Genomic DNA, 17,498 nt, shown 5'->3' with positions numbered 1-17,498 from the left:
CTCCGTCCTACCAGCGCAGCAGCACGAGTTCGGAGCAGAAGCCCGGGCCCATCGCCAGCAGCAGCCCGGGGGAGCCGGGCGGGGGCCGCCGCCCGGCCAGGGTGTCCCGCAGGACGTGCAGGACGGACGCGGAGGAGAGGTTGCCCACCTCGGCCAGCGAGCGCCAGGTGACGTCGAGTGCCTCCGGAGGCAGGCCGAGTACCTCGGTGACGGTCTGCAGGATCCTGGGGCCGCCGGGGTGAGCGACCCAGGCGGTCACGTCCTTGGGCTTGAGGCCGTGCTCGCCGAGGAAGCCGTGCACGTCGTCGGCGAGGTGGCGGCGGATCACCTCGGGCACGGACCGGTCCAGGACGACCCGGAACCCGGAGCCGCCGATGGCCCAGCCCATGGCGCGCTCGGTGCCGGGGTACAGATGGCTGCGCGTGGCCAGGACCACCGGCCCGTCCACCGGCCCGCCCCGACTCTCGCCGCACGCGACGACGGCCGCGGCCCCGTCGCCGAACAGGCCGGTGGCGATCAGGTTGGCCGTGGAGGCGTCGTCGCGCTGGAAGGTGAGCGAGCACAGCTCGACCGACAGCAGGACGGCCACCTGATCGGGCCAGCCGCGCAGGTAGTCGTGCACCCGGGCGATCCCGGCGGCGCCCGCGACGCAGCCGAGGCCGAAGACGGGCAGTCGTTTGACGTCCGGGCGCAGGCCGAGCCGTCCGACGAGCCGGGCGTCGATGGAGGGGGTGGCCAGGCCGGTGACGGAGGTGAACATCAGCATGTCGACGTCGGCGGGCCCGATGCCGGCGGCCCGCAGCGCGCCCCGGACCGCCCGCGCGCCCAGCTCGGTGGCGGCCTTGACGAAGACGTCGTTGGCCGCACCGAAGCCGCCCAGGCGGGCGTACCGGTCCAGGGGCAGCACCATATGGCGCGAGTCGACCAGGACGCCGCGGTGCAGGCGGTCGAGGACGGTGCGGTCGGAGCCGGCCGGCAGACACATGGCGGCGATCATGTCGGTGATCTCGTGCTGGGCATGGCGGTGCGGCGCCAGGACGCCGTGCACGGCTGCGATCCGCGTCGCCATGCCACCTCCTGCCTCAGTGATCTGTTTTCTTCCCATGTGCCCCCGCAGACCCGTGCGGTACCGCCAATCGCCCGTCCGGCGGCGTCGGCCGGGGCCGTGGTACGCCTACGATCACCTCGTGGAGACCTGCGAGCAGCGGCGGCCCGCCGGCGCGGCGCGGCCCCGGCCCGGCCGGGCGGCGGCCCTGGCCGGGGCCTGCCACCCGGGGCCGGCCGCCGCCGTCACGGGCCTGGCGAGCGCACTGGCCGCCGTCGCCGGGCAGAGCGGGTCCCGCTGCGTTCTGGTGGGTGCGGCCGTCCTCGCGGGCCAGCTGTCGGTGGGGTGGTGCAACGACGCCTTCGACGCCCGGCGCGACGCCGCCGCGGGCCGGCGCGGCAAACCCGCCGCCTGCGACGCGGTGTCCGTACCGCTGGTGTGGGGCGCCGCGTTCACCGCGCTGGTGCTCTGCGTGCCGCTGTCGCTCGCCTACGGCCCGCTCGCCGGCGCGGTCCACCTGGCGGGGGTGGTCTCGGCGTGGGCGTACAACCTGTGGCTGAAGGCGACGGCCCTTTCCTGGCTCCCGTACGCCACGGGCTTCGCGAGCCTGCCCGCGTTCGTCGTCCTCGGACTGCCCGGGCGGCCGTGGCCGGCCTGGTGGCTCGTCACGGCCGGCGCGCTGTTGGGCGTCGGCGCCCATCTGGCCGACGCGCTGCCGGACATCACCGCGGACCTCGCGTCGGGGGTACGGGGCCTGCCGCACCGCCTGGGCGCGCGGGGCACGCGCCCGGCGCTGCCCGTTCCCCTCGTCGCGGCCACCGCGGTGCTGGTGCTCGGGCCCCCGGGGCCGCCGGACACGGCGGGGCTCACGGCACTGGGAGCGGCCGCGGCGTCGGCGGTGGCCGGGGTCCGGCTCGAACGCCGCTGGGACAGGGCGCCCTTCGCGGCGGCGGTCGTCGTGGCGGGGGCGGACGTGGCCCTGCTGCTCGTGCGGGGAGCCGGTCTCACGTGACGGGGGCCGTGGCCGGTTCCACGGCCCGCACGGTCGCCCGCAGCGGGACGGACGGCTGCAGCAGGAGGCCCGCCTCGGGTTTCACATCTCCCCCGTCGACGTCCAGGTGGAAGCGCTGCGCCAGCGTCGCGAGCACCAGCGCCGCCTCGACGAGGGCGAACCGGGCACCCAGACACGTACGCTGGCCCCCGCCGAAGGGGAACCAGGCATGGTCGGGGACGGGGTCGGGGGCGTCGGCGTCCCAGCGCTGGGGGCGGAAGGCGACCGGGTCGGGGAACCAGCGCTCGTCCCGGTGGGTGGACCACTGGCTGCACCAGACGATGGTCCCCGCTTCGAGGGACTGCCCGCCCAGCGTGGCGCCTTCGGTGGCCACCGCGGGGATGACCCACGCGGGCGGGTAGAGCCGCATGGCCTCCTTGATGATCTGCTGGGTCCACGTGAGCTGTTCGTAGTCCTCGTACGCGGGTGGCCGGCCGGCCAGCACCCGGTCCAGCTCCTCGGCGAGCCCCGCCCGGGCGGCCGGGGACGTCGAGAGCAGGAACCAGGTCCACGTCAGGGCGGTGGAGGTGGTCTCGTGGCCCGCCGCCCACAGCGTCACCGCCTCGTCGCGCACCTCGCGGGTGGACAGGGAGCGGCCCTTCTCGTCCCGGGCGGCCAGCAGCCTGCTCAGCAGGTCGTCGCGCTGCGCGGCCCGTCCCTCACCGGTACCCCTGCGCCGGGCGTCGATCAGCCGGCCGACCTCGGCGTCGATGACGCCGACGGCGGCGAGCAGCCGCAGCCGTGAGGGGGTGCGTACCCAGGACGGCAGGAACAGGTTGATCCCCCGCAGTTCGGCGCCGGTCTCGCGCTGGACCACGGCCATCGCGTTGGCGAGCAGGTTGCCCCGGCCCTCCAGGTCGTTGCCGAAGAGCGTACGGACGACGATCCGCTGGGTGAGCCGGGCCATCTCCCTGCGCACATCGATGCGCTGGCCGTCCCTCCAGCGCCCGGCGAGCGTCATGGAGCAGTCGACCATCGTCTGCGCGTACGAGCGCACCTGGCGGGGGCGGACGGTCGGCTGGACGAGGGCCCGCTTACGGCGCCAGTCGGCGCCCCGGCTGAGCAGGACGCTGTTGCCGACCACCTGTTTGAGCGCCCAGCCGATCTCCAGGCTCTCAAAGCTCTGTTCGACCTCCCCGAGGAGTTCGGCGATGTGCTCGGGGCGCGAGATGAACACGCTCGGGCGCGGACCGAGCGACCAGGTCACGAAGTCCCCGAAGTCGTCGCGCAGCCGCACGAAGAAGGCCAGGGGATCCTTGCCGAAGGTGAGCAGGTTGCCCAGCAGCGGCAGACCGCGTGGACCGGCCACGGGAAGCACGGGAACCTCGGACGCGGCCATGGGGGACAGACCTCCCGGTGTGGGGGGACGACTGGCGTGAGGGGTGGTGGATCTCATTCTTATGTACCCTGAAGCGCATGAAATAAGGCTTTCACCTGATATCGGGGCTCAGGGTGTGTGCGGCGCGCGCCCCTGGGGCGGCGGCCCGCCGTCACACCGCGGGGCGGCGCAGACCGCGCAGGACCTTGCCCTCCGTGCTGAGGTAGCCGTGGGCGTAGTCGAAGCGGGGGGTGCCGGAGAAGATGAGGTAGAGCCACTTGAAGTTCTCGGCGAAGACATAGGCGGGGCAGTGGTCGCCCTTGGGCATGGGCCGCCTGGTGACGTCGGCGACGACGGTGTAGCCGCCCGGCACGCGGTGGTACTTCCTGAGGTTCTCGAAATAGCGCCAGGCCGTGGTCCGGTAGAAGGCGTCGCCGGTCTGCCAGAACAGCTGGAAGGCGCAGTTGGCGTACTCCGGTCGCAGTTCGTTGCGGGCGTTCAGGACGGCCGGGCGCGCGTAGTCGATGGCTTCGGGGATGACGGCGTACTTGTCGAGGACGGCCGTCCAGGACCGGTAGTAGTCAGCGGCCAGGGCGTTGTCCCCGCCGACCGGCAGGATCGCGACGGCCAGCGAGGACTGGTGCCGGTTCAGCAGGGCTCCGGTGCGGAAGTCGACGTGCTTGAACCACAGCAGTCCGCCCACCCGCTCGGCCTGGTGCTTCCTGAGCGCGTCGTCGAACATCGCGAACCAGTCCCGGCACTCCTCGTCGCGGAACATCACCCAGGCACCCCACAGATACTCGTAGAACGAGTCCACCGGGGGGTCGACCGCGCTGCCCTGCCGGTCGGCCCACTGGCCGCTCTCCACGTTGAGGCTGGTGGCGAGCAGGCCGAGGGAGGAGCGGCGCTGCACCACCGCGCGCACGGCCCGCTTGGCGGCCCGCCAGTACCGGCTGTCGCCGGTGAGCTCGGACAGGAGACCGAATTCCAGGATGTTGGTGCCGATCTCGGCCACCGGCAGCGTGGCGCCCGAGACGCGGCCGGTGCGCAGGTTGACGTACCGGTAGGGCATGCCGGTGGGCGACTTGGTGAAGGCGGGCAGGAGCCGGTCCGTCAGGTCCACGCAGCGGTCGAGCAGGCTCCTCCTGCCGGTGGCGAGGTAGCCCGAGAGCAGGCCGCCCACCAGGCGGATGGTGGTCTCGAAGACCTGGAAGTCGGCGTCGACATCGACGTCCAGACGGTCCGTGATCCAGTCGGCGCACAGCTCGACCTCGCTGTCGAGGCCCATGATGTAGTGCGTGTCGAGCGCCTCGACGATGGACAGGCCCATCGGGTGCCCCTTGGCGAAGAACTCGCGGTGGCCGCCCGAGACCGGCAGCACCTCGTCATGCCCCCAGGCGAGCCGCTTGTATCCCTCCCACGCGTGGACGAACTCCGCGCGGATCTCCCGCGCCTTCTCCGGGTCCGGCAGGACCTCCGCCGTCGCTATGGGCACCGCACGCGCCGCCCGGGCGGCGCGCACGGCCCCCGGCCGGAGGTCCGCCGCGGCTCGCCGGGTGCCGCCGGATCCGCCGCCCGCGGTGAGAGCACCCGCGGCGGCCAGCGCGTACAGCATGCCGCGCCGGGTCGTCCGCGCGGCGAGCGAGTTGTTGATCATGACGGGCAGGTCCTCCTGACCACCGGCTCCGGACCCGGACACTGATCGCAGTATGGAGCTGATCGGCCCCGCCGCGCGGCAGGCGCGGCGTCCAAGGCGCCGCATGGGCGCCGCATGGGCGCCGGGCGTCCTCAGGACGTGGGTGCCTGGTGGTCGGTCAGCCAGTCCAGGTAGTGCGGGCTGCGCCGCACGGCGGCCGCGTAGACCCGCTCCGCGCGGGCGGCGACGGCGGGTGCGTGCGCGTCGAGCGCGCCCTGCCGGTGCCACAGCAGCCGGTGCCGGATCCGCAGCGGAGTGCCCGTCAAAGGGCGCGGGACGATGCCCGGTGTGCCGCGGAAGGTGGCCTGTCCCAGGCCCACCGCCTGCCCGTCGGCGATGAGTTCGCGGGCCGCGCCGGCCTCGGCGTCGTGACGGACGGTCGCGGTGAAGCCCGCCTCGGCGCACGCCAGGGCGAAGGATTCGAACAGGCCGTTGCCCTGGCTGGCCGTCAGGGTCCATTCGGCCTTGGCCAGCTCGGCCAGGCCGACGACGGGACGTGCGGCCAGCGGGTGGGTGGCGGGCAGCAGCACGAAGGCCGGTTCTGTGGCGATGGTCGCCGACCGGAGGTCGGACGGGAGCTCGAAGCCGGGCCGGATGTACTCCACCACGGCCGCCAGGTCCTGCTGTCCGCTGGCCACGAGGTCGGCGGCGGTGGACAGGTTCGACTCGGTGCGCAGGGTGGGCAGGGCGCCGGGGAAGAGGTCCTGGAGCTCGCGCACCAGCCCCACCGCGAGCGGGCCCGGCGTGGCGACGTAACGCAGCGGCCGGCGGCCCTCGGTGGAACCGGTGTGCAGGGCCGACTCGCGCTGGATCGCGTCGATCGACGGCAGCACCGAGCGCGCCTTGGCGAGCACGAACTCGCCCAGCGCGGTCGGCGAGGCCCCTTGGAGCGATCGCACGAACAGGGCCCCGCCCAGCAGTCGCTCGATCCGCCGTAACTGCGTGGTGAGCGTGGGCTGGGAAACCCCCAGCGCGGCGGCCGCCTTGGTGATGCTGCCCGCGTCGGCGATCGCGCAGACCGCTCTGAGATGGCGAACTTCCAGGTCCATAGCTCGATACTATGAGCGAATGCGATTACTTGAAACTTCCAGTTCTTGTCAGGGTGGGCCTAGTAGATCTTGAACGGCACATCCCGGGAGGGCACAGATGTCGGACTCCGACGTCACGCGCGTCGCACGTCGAGTCATGGAGCCGGTCCTGCGCCACCAGCGCAAGGGGCAGCGGACGGGCAGCTGCGCCCTGACCCCCTGCCCGGCCTGCAGGGATGCCCACCTCGTCCGGGTCGAGAGGTGCATCGCGGCGGGCGAGCCGGTGCGCTTCGTGCTGCCCGCGTTCCCCGGCAAGTCCCCCAACACCGCCAAGGTGCTGGGCGTCCTGCCCGATATGGCCGAGAAGCTGGCGCTGGAATTCCTCAGCGGGCTGACCGAGCGCATCCGCCAGGTGTACGCACCGGGGGCCGAGATCCTCATCTGCTCCGACGGGCGCGTCTTCAGCGACGCGGTGGGCATACCGGACGAGCACATCACCGCCTACCAGCGCGAGATGCAGACGCTGATCGACGCCCTGCCGCAGCCGAGCGGCATCGGCCTGTTCAACCTGGAGGACATGCCCGAACTGGCCGGGCTCCCCCACGACCGGATGCGCGAGATCCTCTCCGAGCGGTACGCCGAACCCCTGGAGCAGCTGCGCAAGCGGGTCCGCGCGGGCGAGGAGGCCCCGCTGTACCGGGCGATCACCCGCTTCCTCTTCGAGGACGGCAACACCCCCGAGTACACCGGCAGCCGCTCCGCCCTGCAGCGCGACGCCCGCGCCCGCGCCTACGTCGTCATCCAGCGCAGCAAGGCGTGGGGCGATCTGCTCGCCGACCGGTTCCCCGGCGCCGTACGGCTGTCCATCCACCCGCAAGCCTGCGGCGCGGACAAGCTCGGCATCCACCTGGTTCAGACCCCGGACAACTGGCTGACCCCCTGGCACAGCGTCGCGCTGGACACCGGCGACGGCGGCCATGTGCTCATCAAGCGCAGCGAGGCCGAGGAGCGGGGCGCCGAGCTGGTGCGGATCGCGGGACGGCCGAGCCACTACGTGCTCAGCGCGCCCGCGGCCACCGCCGCCTGACCGCCCTTCCCACCCACCGGAGGACCTCACATGACCACCAGCGACCTCTGCGGTCACCGGCTCACCCCGATGGAGCCGTTCGGCATCCGCCTCGACGCCGCCATGCCCGGCACACCGGTCGGCGACCTGCCCGTGGACCGGCTGCGCGAGCTGGCCCGCGAGCACCACCTCCTGCTGCTGCGCGGCTTCAGGGGCTTCGACGGGGCCGGAGAGCTCGCCGAGTACAGCGCGCGCTGGGGCGAGCTCGGCATGTGGCCCTACGGCGCCGTGCTGGAGCTGGTCGAGCACGACGACCCCGAGGACCACATCTTCGACCACCGCTATGTGCCGCTGCACTGGGACAGCATGTACCGGGAGCAGGTCGCCGAGTTCCAGGTCTTCCACTGCGTCGACGCGCCCGGTGCCCAGGACGGCGGCCGGACCACCTTCACCCAGACCGAGGCCGTGCTGCGGCAGGCGGACCCGGCGCACCGGCGGCTGTGGGAGCAGGTCACCGGCCGGTACCGGCGCGCGGTGACGGACTACTCCGGCGAGTGCGTGTCGCCCGTCGTCACCACCCACCCCGACGGCTTCCCGGTGATCCGCTACAACGAGCCGGTGCCGCCGGGCGAGGAGTTCATCAACCACCCCGAGCTGGAGTTCACCGGGGTGGGCGAGGAGCGGCTGCCGGAGTTCCACCGCACCCTGCAGGCGGCGCTGCACGACCCGCGCCACCAGTACGCGCACGCCTGGCGGACCGGCGACGTGGTGGTCGCCGACAACTACACGCTGCTGCACGGCCGCGAGGCCTTCGCCAGCCGCTCCCCGCGCCACCTGCAGCGCGTCCATGTACTCGGCACCCCGCCGATGGAGAACACGGCGCTGGTCCGATGAGCCCGCGGGCGACGACGGCAGGGGAGCGGACCGCACCGGGGACGGCCCGCTCCCTGATGACCGGCGAGGAATACCTGGACAGCCTGCGCGACGGGCGCGCGGTGTACATCGACGGCGAGCGCGTCGAGGACGTCACCACCCACCCCGCGTTCGCCAACTCGGCACTGTCGGTGGCACGGCTCTACGACGCCCTGCACGCGCCGAAGACGCGGGACGTGCTCACCGCCACCGACGACTTCGGCCTGCGCACCCACCGGTTCTTCAAGCCCAGCCGGTCCGCCGGGGAGCTGATGGCTGCGCGTGAGGCGATCGCCACCTGGTCGCGGATGGGCTACGGGTTCCTGGGCCGCACCCCCGACTACAAGGCCGCCTTCATGTCGGGGCTGGCCGCCAACGCCGGCTTCTACGGCGAGTTCGCGCCCAACGCGACGCGCTGGTACCAGGAGTTCGCGGGCCGTGGCCTCTACCTCAACCACGTCCTCATCAACCCGCCGACCGACCGCAAGCGGGCCATCCACGACATGCGCGACGTCTTCGTGCACGTCGAGCGGGAGACCGACGAGGGCATCGTGGTCTCCGGCGCGAAGATGCTCGCCACCGGCTCGGCCATCACCAACGCGAGCTTCGTCGCGCCGGTCGCCTCCGCCGCACTCACCCCCGGTCAGGGGGAGGACTTCGCGGTGGTGTTCTTCGCCCGCATGGACAACCCGGGCGTGAAGCTGATCTGCCGCACCCCCTACGCCCGGCGGGACCGCGCCCCCTTCGACGCCCCGCTCTCCGGCCGCTTCGACGAGAACGACGCCGTGCTGGTGCTGGACCGGGCGCTGATCCCCTGGGAGGACGTGCTCGTCCACCGCGACATCCAGCGGGCCACCGGCTTCTACGCCAGGTCCGGCTTCGCCAACCTCTACACCTTCCAGTCCGGCGTCCGGCTGAGCGTCAAACTGGAGCTGATGGCAGGGCTGCTGTCGCTGGGCACGAAGGCCAACGGCACCGACGCCTTCCGTGGCGTGCAGGCGGCGGTCGGCGAGCTGGTGACCATGCGCGACATGGTCCGTGGCCTGACCACCGCCATGGCCCTGGACCCCGAGCCGGGCACGGACGGCATCGTGCTGCCGAAGCTGGAGTACGCCTCGGCGATGCGCATGTACAACGCGCAGATCTGGGACCGGGTGCACGAGATCTTCGAGACCGTCCTCGGCGGATCGCCGCTCGTGATCCCCTCCAGCGTCCGGGACCTCGACCACCCCGACCTGCGCCCGCTCATCGACCGCTTCTACCGCGGCTCGGACACCACCGCCCACGACCGGATCAAGCTCTTCAAGCTGATCTGGGACGCGATCGGCACCGAGTTCGGCGGGCGGCACGAGCTGTACGAACGCAACTACTCCGGCAACGGCGAGCAGGTGCGGCTGGACGCGCTGAAGTGGGCGACGGGCCGCGGCGCGCTCGCGGCGTACGAGGCGTTCGTGCACGAGTGCATGGACGACTACGACACGACGGGCTGGACCCGGGGCCCCTGGCGCACGGACCCCGCGGCCACCGCCGGGTAGGACTCCGCCGAGGGCGGGATGGCACCGGCCGCACCGGGATACGGTGCGGCCGGCCGCTCTGTGCATCAGGGGGCGGGGCCGGGCGGCGACCGGCTTGCGCCCGGTTCACCCGGCCGCGGGAGCGGCTCGACCGTCAGCCGGTCCAGCGCTGGTAGTCCAGCCCGTTGCAGGAGAACGCGCGCAGCCCGTACGCGTAGCTGTCGTCGATACAGCGGCCCGTGTTCTCGTTCCGCCAGTGGCCGTTGGTGCCCCACCAGCGCTGGTAGTTCAGCCCGTTGCAGGGGTACGCGCGCAGCCCGTAGGCGGAGCTGTCGTCGATGCAACGGCCCGTGTTCACGTTCTTCCACCCGCCGTTGCTCCCGTACCACTGCTGGTAGGTGAGCCCGTTGCAGGGGAACGCGCGCAGTCCGTACGCGTAGCTGTCGTCGATGCAGCGGCCGGTGTTGGCGTTCCTGAGCGTGTACCCGGCTTTGACCTGGGCGGTACCGGAGGAACCGGAGCTCTGGCCCTCGGACACGGGCAGGGCCGTCGCAGTTCCCGTGGCCGTGAGGGAGGCGATCCCCACCGCCAGGACGACGGCCCCGCGTGCTCCACTGACCGGGATCAGCTTTCTCAGTCGCACAGTCTCTCCTCGGAGTAGAAACCTGCGTGGGGGAGCGCTCAGGAAGCCTGCACCCCAGCGCCCTCCCAGGGAAGCCCCGGCTGATCCCGCAGACGTGAACCGGCCACCGCCCCGCCCTTGAGCGGGCGGGACAGGCCGGTCATGCCGGTCGTGCGCCGGTCTGTTCCTCGTAGGCGTCCACCAGAGCCTGGATATCGATCTTCTTCATTCCCAGCATGGCCTGCATGACCCGGTTCGACCTGACCGGGTCGGGGTCGCTGAGCAGCTCGGTCAGCCGCCTCGGGACGACCTGCCAGGACAGGCCGTACCTGTCCTTCAGCCAGCCGCACGCGCTCTCCTGCCCGCCCGCGGTGAGCTTCGCCCAGAGTTCGTCGACCTCTTCCTGCGTATCGCAGTCGACGCACAGGGAGACGGCCTCGTTGAACGTGAACCGCGGGCCGCCGTTGAGGGCGATGAACCGCTGCCCGGCAAGTTCGAACGTGACCACCATGACCGTTCCGGGCTCGCCCGGCCCGGCCTCGCCGTACCGCTGTACATCCACCACACGCGAATCCCCGAAGACGGACGTGTAGTACTCGGCGGCCTCTTCCGCCTGATGGTCGAACCACAGGAACGTCGTGATCTTCTGCATGCCGCATCCTCCTCGTCTTCCTCGTCTGCCTCGTCCTCCCCGCCGACCGGTGCGCGCAGTCCTCGGTCCGTCCGGTCGGCGGAGGCAGGCCTGCCGGTTCCTTGGAGGGCAGGAGCCCACCTTCGGGTGTATTCGGGTCATTCGCCACCCGCGCGCGTGGCCGGTGCGGCATGGTGCACATACTCACGCCGAATGGGTAGCCGTGCATCCATCACGGGAGGCGAGTTGTCTGCTGAGGCCATGGAGAAGCCGCCGGAGGAATTACGGTTCCGCTCTCCCACGCTGACCGTCCTCGAGAAGAGCCCCCTGACCGCGAAGTCGATGAGCAGGCGCCTGCCCCAGCTCGTACGCAAGGCGCTCTCCCTGGGCTGGCGGGTGGACCGGCGCGCCGTGGTCCTGCTGCTGACGTGCCAGGTGCTGTCCGCGGCGTTCGAGGCGTTCGGGCTGCTGGCCACCACGCGCACCATCACGGCGCTGATCACCTCCGGCCACATCCAGGACCGTCTCCGGGAGGCGCTGCCCTCCCTCGTCCTCCTCGCCGCGGCCGCCGGCGCCCGCGCGCTGCTCGGCATCGTCATCAACAACATCTCCAGCCGCCTGGCCCCGCGCATCTCCCGGGAAGCGGAGATGCAGATGCTCGACGCCGCGATCCACACCGAACTCGCGGCCTACGACAGCCCCGGGTTCAACGACATGCGGGAGGCCGCGGACCGGGGCGCGGATGTCGCGCAGGACCTGCTCGTCGAGTCCCAGGACCTCATGGCCTGTCTCGCCTCCCTGGCCGCGGCGGCCGGCGTGGTGACGCTGCTGCACCCGGTGCTGCTGCCCCTGCTGTTGCTGGCCACGCTTCCGCAGGGCATCGCCAGTGTGAAGGGCGCCCGCGTCCACTACCTGTCCTCCCGTGCCCTCAGCGGCGAGCGCCGGGTCCTGGGCCTCATGCGGTGGCACATGACCGATAAGGACCCCGCCGACCAGCTCCGCTCCTGCACCATGGCCGACTTCCTCCTCGGCCGGTACCGGGCGATCGGCCGGCGGATCGACGTCGCGACCGACAAGGCCGTGCACCGGGGCGCCCGGTACGCGCTCCTCGGCGCGGTGGCCGGCGGGCTGGCCTCCGCGCTGGTGTGGACGGCCCTGGTGGTGCTGCTGGGCACCGGCCACATGTCCGTCGCCTCGGCGGGCACGGCGGTCTTCGCGCTGCGTACGGTCGGCTCGTCCTTGCGCGGCGCCGTGGCCTACGGCTCGCGCCTGTTCCGCACGGGCCTGTATCTGGACGACTGGGCCGAGTTCATCGAGAAGGCCGGCGGCCACCGCATGGCGCGCGGCACCACTGTCCCCTCGGCTCCGCTGTCCGTGCAGGCCGAGGCGCTCACCTACCGCTACCCGGGCTCGGACCGTCCCGCGCTGGAGAAGGTCAGCCTGGAGGTGCGCCGCGGCGAGGTCCTGGCCCTGGTGGGCGAGAACGGCTCGGGCAAGACCACGCTCAGCAAGCTGCTGTCCGGCCTGTACCTGCCCACCGACGGCAGTGTGACCTGGGACGGCGTCCCCACCACCGACCTCGACCCGCACGAGCTGTGGACCCGGACGGCCGTCGTCCCGCAGCACTACGCGCACTGGCCCATGACGGTCCGCGAGAACATCACCCTCGGACAGCCGCATGGGGGCGACGCCGCCGTCCTGCGCGCCGCGACGCACGCGGGCGCCGACGAGGTGATCGACGACCTGCGCAGCGGGCTGGACACCCTGCTGGCCCGCGAGTGGTTCGGCGGCGTGGAGCTGTCCGGTGGCCAGTGGCAACGCGTCGCCATCGCCCGTGCCTTCTACCGGCCGGCCGGGCTCCTGGTCATGGACGAGCCCACCAGCGCCCTCGACGCGCGGGCGGAGCACCGCATCTTCACCGGCCTGCGGAAGGCCGCCCAGGACCGGGCCGTCGTCCTCGTCACGCACCGCCTGGCCAACGTCGCCGTCGCCGACCGCATCGTCGTCCTCGACCACGGCCGTGTCATCCAGCAGGGAGGCTTCACCGAACTCGTCGAGGCCCCCGGGCTCTTCCGGGAGCTGTGGGAGCTGCAGAACGACCGCGGGACCGCGGAGGCCCAGCGGTGACGGCTGTCATGCCCGGGCGGCAAGGCCGGCCTGTCCGACCGCGCCCAGGACCGTAGGCCCGCACAGAGCACAGGCGCCGCGTCCACGCGTGTTTGAGTCAACCACGAACCTTCCGCGGACCGCGATGTGACGGGGTGTGATGTTCCGTGCGCACAAAGGTCCGTGCGGGACGGGTGCCCTTCGGAACGTGGTACCCCATGGCGCTCCCGCGTCACTGCGGGTGGTCGTCCTGAACAAGATCCTTCCGCTCGCGGCGGTCTGAGCGCCTCTGCCAGGGTCAGGGCGTTCATCCGTCCATCAGCGAGGAGGGATCGTTGTGAAGAGTGCTGTCCGGATCCGGAGGCGAGCCGCCCTGACGGCGGGCGCGTCCGGGTTCATCGCCGCAGGGCTGATATGGGGACCCGCTCCGGCACAGGCGATGCAGCCACCGGGCGGCGGCAGCGCCCCACGGCCGGCCGCGGCGGCGGACAGAACCTCCGGGCCCGCCGCGGACGAGGACGCGCCGCTGCTCGACGCCGGGTCTCCCGACGGCAAGCGGTTCCGCGCCACCGGACGCCTGGTCGGCGGCGGTGGTACGACGTGCACCGCCACACTCGTCCACGCCCCGGGCAGGCCCGACCCCGGCGCCAAGGCGCTCGTCCTGAGCAACGGGCACTGCGCCGACGACACCATGGGCACCGACGACGTCGTCATCGACAAGCCTGCTCCCCGGGGGTGGGATTTCACCCCCGCCTACTTCCACGACAACGCCCCCGAGCACAAGAAGTTCACCGTCGAGCGCATCGTCTACGCGACGATGAAGGACATCGACGTCTCGGTGCTGCGGCTCTCGGCCACCTACGGCGACCTGGCGAAGCTGAACGTCACGCCGCGGACCCTCGCGGCCGACCGGCCCGCTCCCGGCACGGCGCTGCGGGCCGCCCACGCCCCGGCCGACGGGGTCGAGCCGGGGCAGCAGTACCTGCGCCTGTCCACCTGCCAGGTCACGGCCTCGCGCGTGGCCCTGCACGAACACACCTGGCTGTGGCGGGACTCCACCCGTACCGACTGCCTCGGCATCAGCGGCGGCTCCTCCGGCGGGCCCGTCACCACGGCGAGGGACACCGGCCGGCTCGTCGGGATGCTCAACACCATCGTCACCCCCGGCTACCTCGGCTGCGGTCTGGGGCGGCCCTGCGAGGGCAGCGGCAAGGGGCTGGTCGTGCCCCGGGACAACGCCGCCTACGTCACACCCGTCGACGCGGTCGGCTCCTGCCTGGAGGGTGCGGTCCTGCGGCTGCACAAGAAGGGCTGCCGCCTGGACCGCGGTGAACAGGTGAACGTCACCGCCCAGGGACAGCACACCCGGAGCGACACCGCGGACGGACCGGCCCGCTGGGACGCCCACGTCACGCCGGGCCACGCCGGGCGCCACTCCTACGCCGCGTTCAAGAGCGGCCCGTTCGGCGTCGTCGACTGCACCAGGCCCGACGGCTACGGCACGCCCCGGCGGCTGACCTCCGCGGGCCTGGATCACAAGGAGCTCCTGCCGGCGCAGGACAACCTGTACGTGCTGTGCGTGGCCGGCGGACCGGACGCCACCTTGAAGGGCGACGACTGGGCGAAGTCCCTGGAGCACCCGTCCTACGCCTACGCGCGCGTCGACAACACCCCGCCGTCCGTGGCCCCGAAGGCCGACATCCAGCTGTTCGACGGCGAGGACGCCTTCTACTGGGTCCGGCCCGGCTACGCGCCCTGGGAGATCACCGGCTACAAGGTCAAGTACGGGCCCCGGGCGACCACGGACTGCGCGGACACCACGGGATACCGCGACTACCTCGGCATCCCCACGACCCTGCGGGCCGCCGACGGCCCCTGGACGTACTGCGCCATCGGCTCCGACAGCGCCGGCAACGCCACGCCGCCGGCCACCTTCGCGGTGCCGTCGGCGACTCGCTGACCACCGGGCCCGTACGGGCGCCGCACCGCCGGTGCCCGCCGGCCGCGCACTTCCCCGCGGAAGCGCGCGGCCGGCGGCGTGCGGTCAGTGCGCGGAGCGGGACAGGGCCTCCCGCACCGCCTCGTCCGTGCGGGCCACCAGTGCCGAGCCGTCGTCCGCGGTGATGATCGGCCGCTGGATCAGCTTCGGGTGCTCCGAGAGCGCCGCGATCCAGCGGTCGCGCGCGCCCGCCTCGCGCGGCCAGTCCTTGAGGCCGAGCTCCTTGGCCTGGGCCTCCTGCGTCCGTGCGATGTCCCACGGCTCCAGACCGAGCCGGTCGAGCACGGCACGGATCTCGTCGCCGTCCGGCACGTCCTCGAGGTAGCGGCGGACGGTGTAGTCGGCGCCCTCCGCGTCGAGCAGGCCGATGGCACTGCGGCATTTCGAGCAGGCCGGGTTGATCCAGATCTCCATGGCCCCCACCGTATCGCGAGCCCCGTTCAACGGAGGCTGACCAGGGCCGTTGTCAGTGCCCGGCAGTAAAATGGGGGGAGTTGGAAAAGCACGGAAAGCACGGAAGAGCACAGAACAAGCGCAGGACCGCGTCAGGAGGATGCCGATGGCCGTAGCCGTAACACCCTGTCCCCTTCCCGACCTGCCGAGCGTGGCGACGCTGCCGAAGAAGCGCCTGCCCGCCGGGCGGCCGCGGGACTGGTACGAGTCGCACAACCGCCGCCTGAAGGCGATGCGCCTGGTCATCGCCCTGCTCCACTCGGGCGTCTACCGTCCGCGGACGGCGACGAACCGCCGGATACGCACCGTCGCCGTCCAGATCGGCGTGCGCCCGCCCTCCGACGCCACCTGCCGGATGGTGCGCGCCCTCATGCTCATGCGCCACGGCAGCGGTTCCTGACCGCCGCCTCCCGCTCGCAGCACCGGTCCCCTTCCCGCCGGGGAGGCTGGGAGGGGACCGGCCGGCAGCGATTCCTCGCCGAGCCGTCGAGCAGACCGAGGACTGCGGCGGTTCCGAGGGTCATGACGGCGGTGCGGCGCATGAAGTACCTCTTATCCGTTCATCGGCTCTGACGTATCACGCCTGCCCCCGCCCGCGGCCCCACAAGCACCGTGTCGCCCGTACGGGGCATGGAGAAACGGTGTCTCGACCGTGAGTTCGGGGGCCGCCGCCCGCGGCGCTCGCCCAAGCCGACCGAACAGCCCCGCGGGCGCGCACCCCTGGGGTCCGCACATCCCAGGGTTCCTCCCGTAGTGGGGCCCGGGGGCGGGCGGCAGCCTGGGGACATGATTTCGCAGGCGTACGGGAAGACCATGGCCTCCATGCTGGAGCTGGTGCGCGACGTCCGGGAACGCGGCCTCTACCCGTTCGAGCCGGCCTTCGCCGCGGGCCAGGACGTACGGACCGAGCTGGACGGCACCGATGTGCTCGTACTGAGCACCAGCAACTACCTCGGCCTCGCCGGGCACCCCGCGATCACCCGGGCGATGAAGAGCGCGCTGGACCGCTTCGGCTCCGGCAACTGCGGCGCACGGCTGGTCAACGGGACCACGACACTGCACCTGGAGCTGGAGTCCCGGCTCGCGGACTGGCTGGGCGCCGAGGCGGCGCTGACCTTCAGCTCGGGCTACATGGCCAACCTCGGGGCGATCTCCACCATGTGCGACTCCGAGACCGTCATCATCACCGACCAGTTCAACCACATGAGCATCATGGACGGCTGCCGGCTGGCGGAGAGCCGCATCAAGATCTTCTCCCACAACAGCACGGCCAAGCTGGAGTACATCCTCGAGCGCAGCGCCGGCGCGGCCAAGCGCTTCGTCGTGGTCGACGGCGTCTACTCGATGGACGGCGACCTGGCCCCGCTGGACGAGATCGCCCGGCTGGCACGGCGCCACGACGCCGTGCTCATGGTCGACGAGGCACACGGCCTCGGTGTCATGGGGCCGTCCGGCCGGGGCGCCACCGAGCACTTCGGCATCGTGCCGGACCTGTGGATGGGCACCTTCAGCAAGTCGCTGGCCGGAGTCGGCGGTGTGATCGCGGGTGACCGCGACGTCATCGACTACATCCGTCACACCTCGCACATGTACACCTTCAACGCGAGCCTGCCGGCCGTCACCGTCGCCGGAGTGCTCAAGGCCCTGGACATCCTGCAGCGCGAGCCCTGGCGCATGCGTCGGCTGTGGGAGAACACCGAGCGGTTCCGCACCGGCCTGGCCGAGCTGGGATTCGACGTCATGGGCACGCGCACGCCCATCGTGCCGATCCGCGTCGGCGACGAGATGACCGCGCTGCGCATGGCCAGGGACCTGCTGCGACGGGGCGTGTACGTCTTCACCGCGATGTTCCCCGCCGTACCCGTCGGCAGCGCCCGCTTCCGGACCACGGTGACCGCCGCGATGCGGCCGCAGGACATCGACCACGCGCTGAACGCCCTGAAGGAGGTCGGGGAGGCCCACGGGCTGCTCGACTGACGGCTGCGCCGGGCGCACCGCACGCTCCACCGTTCGCACGCCGAGTACGCGCCAAGCACGCAAGCACGCCAAGCACGCCA

Annotated in this window: 15 protein-coding genes; 8 read left to right on the top strand and 7 right to left on the bottom strand. The window is 72.1% G+C overall.

Annotated elements, in window-relative coordinates:
* Positions 1 to 7 precede the first annotated feature (7 nt).
* Positions 8 to 1,069 carry a 3-oxoacyl-[acyl-carrier-protein] synthase III C-terminal domain-containing protein gene (locus AB0F13_RS17320; RefSeq protein ID WP_362082216.1) on the bottom strand — a complete coding sequence of 354 codons (1,062 nt, stop codon included), beginning with the start codon at positions 1,067 to 1,069 and terminating at the stop codon, positions 8 to 10.
* 118 nt (positions 1,070 to 1,187) lie between these two features.
* Between AB0F13_RS17320 and AB0F13_RS17315 the strand changes: the two genes are divergently transcribed.
* A complete protein-coding gene (locus tag AB0F13_RS17315; protein ID WP_362082213.1) occupies positions 1,188 to 2,057 on the top strand; it encodes a UbiA family prenyltransferase in 870 nt (289 codons plus the stop codon).
* On the opposite strand, the gene AB0F13_RS17310 is transcribed toward AB0F13_RS17315, so the two are convergent.
* From AB0F13_RS17310 to AB0F13_RS17300, 3 genes are all read right to left on the bottom strand, one after another.
* Positions 2,050 to 3,435 (bottom strand): cytochrome P450, encoded by a 1,386-nt coding sequence (locus tag AB0F13_RS17310; protein ID WP_362082210.1) that lies wholly within the window; start codon positions 3,433 to 3,435, stop codon positions 2,050 to 2,052. The genes AB0F13_RS17315 and AB0F13_RS17310 overlap by 8 nt on opposite strands.
* 151 nt (positions 3,436 to 3,586) lie before the next feature.
* Complete coding sequence (locus AB0F13_RS17305) at positions 3,587 to 5,113, bottom strand: glycoside hydrolase family 47 protein (protein ID WP_362082208.1); 1,527 nt, start codon at positions 5,111 to 5,113, stop codon at positions 3,587 to 3,589.
* A gap of 89 nt (positions 5,114 to 5,202) precedes the next feature.
* Complete coding sequence (locus AB0F13_RS17300) at positions 5,203 to 6,159, bottom strand: LysR family transcriptional regulator (RefSeq protein ID WP_362082205.1); 957 nt, start codon at positions 6,157 to 6,159, stop codon at positions 5,203 to 5,205.
* A gap of 97 nt (positions 6,160 to 6,256) precedes the next feature.
* On the opposite strand from AB0F13_RS17300, the gene AB0F13_RS17295 reads away from it, so the two are divergent.
* From AB0F13_RS17295 to AB0F13_RS17285, 3 genes are read left to right on the top strand one after another with little or no spacing between them, the layout of a single operon-like run.
* Positions 6,257 to 7,225, top strand: coding sequence for an isocyanide synthase family protein (locus AB0F13_RS17295; protein WP_362082202.1), 969 nt, complete (start codon positions 6,257 to 6,259; stop codon positions 7,223 to 7,225).
* A gap of 30 nt (positions 7,226 to 7,255) precedes the next feature.
* Positions 7,256 to 8,098 carry a TauD/TfdA family dioxygenase gene (locus AB0F13_RS17290; protein WP_362082199.1) on the top strand — a complete coding sequence of 281 codons (843 nt, stop codon included), beginning with the start codon at positions 7,256 to 7,258 and terminating at the stop codon, positions 8,096 to 8,098.
* Positions 8,095 to 9,651: a 4-hydroxyphenylacetate 3-hydroxylase family protein gene (locus tag AB0F13_RS17285; protein ID WP_362082196.1), complete on the top strand. Its 1,557-nt coding sequence runs from the start codon at positions 8,095 to 8,097 to the stop codon at positions 9,649 to 9,651. The genes AB0F13_RS17290 and AB0F13_RS17285 overlap by 4 nt, the downstream gene beginning before the upstream one ends.
* Positions 9,652 to 9,784: 133 nt before the next feature.
* Here AB0F13_RS17285 and AB0F13_RS17280 read toward each other — a convergent pair whose 3' ends face one another.
* On the bottom strand, positions 9,785 to 10,273 hold the full coding sequence (locus AB0F13_RS17280) for an actinohivin (protein ID WP_362082193.1): 489 nt from the start codon (positions 10,271 to 10,273) through the stop codon (positions 9,785 to 9,787).
* A 139-nt stretch (positions 10,274 to 10,412) separates the two neighbouring features.
* Positions 10,413 to 10,904, bottom strand: coding sequence for a VOC family protein (locus tag AB0F13_RS17275; protein WP_362082191.1), 492 nt, complete (start codon positions 10,902 to 10,904; stop codon positions 10,413 to 10,415).
* 240 nt (positions 10,905 to 11,144) lie between these two features.
* Between AB0F13_RS17275 and AB0F13_RS17270 the strand changes: the two genes are divergently transcribed.
* Complete coding sequence (locus AB0F13_RS17270) at positions 11,145 to 13,010, top strand: ABC transporter ATP-binding protein (RefSeq protein WP_362082188.1); 1,866 nt, start codon at positions 11,145 to 11,147, stop codon at positions 13,008 to 13,010.
* A gap of 316 nt (positions 13,011 to 13,326) precedes the next feature.
* The gene (locus AB0F13_RS17265; RefSeq protein ID WP_362082185.1) at positions 13,327 to 14,949 is read left to right on the top strand and encodes a trypsin-like peptidase domain-containing protein; all 1,623 of its coding nucleotides are present in this window, start codon (positions 13,327 to 13,329) and stop codon (positions 14,947 to 14,949) included.
* A gap of 84 nt (positions 14,950 to 15,033) precedes the next feature.
* Here the strand turns inward: AB0F13_RS17265 and AB0F13_RS17260 are convergent, their stop codons facing one another.
* Entirely contained in the window at positions 15,034 to 15,402 is a 369-nt protein-coding gene (locus AB0F13_RS17260; protein ID WP_362082182.1) for an ArsC/Spx/MgsR family protein, read from the bottom strand.
* A 145-nt stretch (positions 15,403 to 15,547) separates the two neighbouring features.
* On the opposite strand from AB0F13_RS17260, the gene AB0F13_RS17255 reads away from it, so the two are divergent.
* Positions 15,548 to 15,841, top strand: coding sequence for a hypothetical protein (locus AB0F13_RS17255; protein ID WP_362082180.1), 294 nt, complete (start codon positions 15,548 to 15,550; stop codon positions 15,839 to 15,841).
* A 386-nt stretch (positions 15,842 to 16,227) separates the two neighbouring features.
* The gene (locus AB0F13_RS17250; RefSeq protein ID WP_362082177.1) at positions 16,228 to 17,418 is read left to right on the top strand and encodes a pyridoxal phosphate-dependent aminotransferase family protein; all 1,191 of its coding nucleotides are present in this window, start codon (positions 16,228 to 16,230) and stop codon (positions 17,416 to 17,418) included.
* The last annotated feature ends 80 nt before the right edge of the window (positions 17,419 to 17,498 follow it).

This window comes from Streptomyces sp. NPDC026206 (assembly GCF_040638465.1).
GTDB lineage: Bacteria > Actinomycetota > Actinomycetes > Streptomycetales > Streptomycetaceae > Streptomyces.
The sequence above is the reverse complement of the archived record's forward strand: the minus strand, read 5'-3'. Positions and strand labels throughout refer to the sequence as shown.

Bases quoted from the DNA above. Each gene is read 5' to 3' on its own strand.
- AB0F13_RS17320 (WP_362082216.1), bottom strand. From the start codon at position 1,069: ATGGCGACGCGGATCGCAGCCGTGCACGGCGTCCTGGCGCCGCACCGC.
- AB0F13_RS17310 (WP_362082210.1), bottom strand. From the start codon at position 3,435: ATGGCCGCGTCCGAGGTTCCCGTGCTTCCCGTGGCCGGTCCACGCGGT.
- AB0F13_RS17300 (WP_362082205.1), bottom strand. From the start codon at position 6,159: ATGGACCTGGAAGTTCGCCATCTCAGAGCGGTCTGCGCGATCGCCGAC.
- AB0F13_RS17295 (WP_362082202.1), top strand. From the start codon at position 6,257: ATGTCGGACTCCGACGTCACGCGCGTCGCACGTCGAGTCATGGAGCCG.
- AB0F13_RS17290 (WP_362082199.1), top strand. From the start codon at position 7,256: ATGACCACCAGCGACCTCTGCGGTCACCGGCTCACCCCGATGGAGCCG.
- AB0F13_RS17285 (WP_362082196.1), top strand. From the start codon at position 8,095: ATGAGCCCGCGGGCGACGACGGCAGGGGAGCGGACCGCACCGGGGACG.
- AB0F13_RS17275 (WP_362082191.1), bottom strand. From the start codon at position 10,904: ATGCAGAAGATCACGACGTTCCTGTGGTTCGACCATCAGGCGGAAGAG.
- AB0F13_RS17270 (WP_362082188.1), top strand. From the start codon at position 11,145: ATGGAGAAGCCGCCGGAGGAATTACGGTTCCGCTCTCCCACGCTGACC.
- AB0F13_RS17260 (WP_362082182.1), bottom strand. From the start codon at position 15,402: ATGGAGATCTGGATCAACCCGGCCTGCTCGAAATGCCGCAGTGCCATC.
- AB0F13_RS17255 (WP_362082180.1), top strand. From the start codon at position 15,548: ATGGCCGTAGCCGTAACACCCTGTCCCCTTCCCGACCTGCCGAGCGTG.
- AB0F13_RS17250 (WP_362082177.1), top strand. From the start codon at position 16,228: ATGATTTCGCAGGCGTACGGGAAGACCATGGCCTCCATGCTGGAGCTG.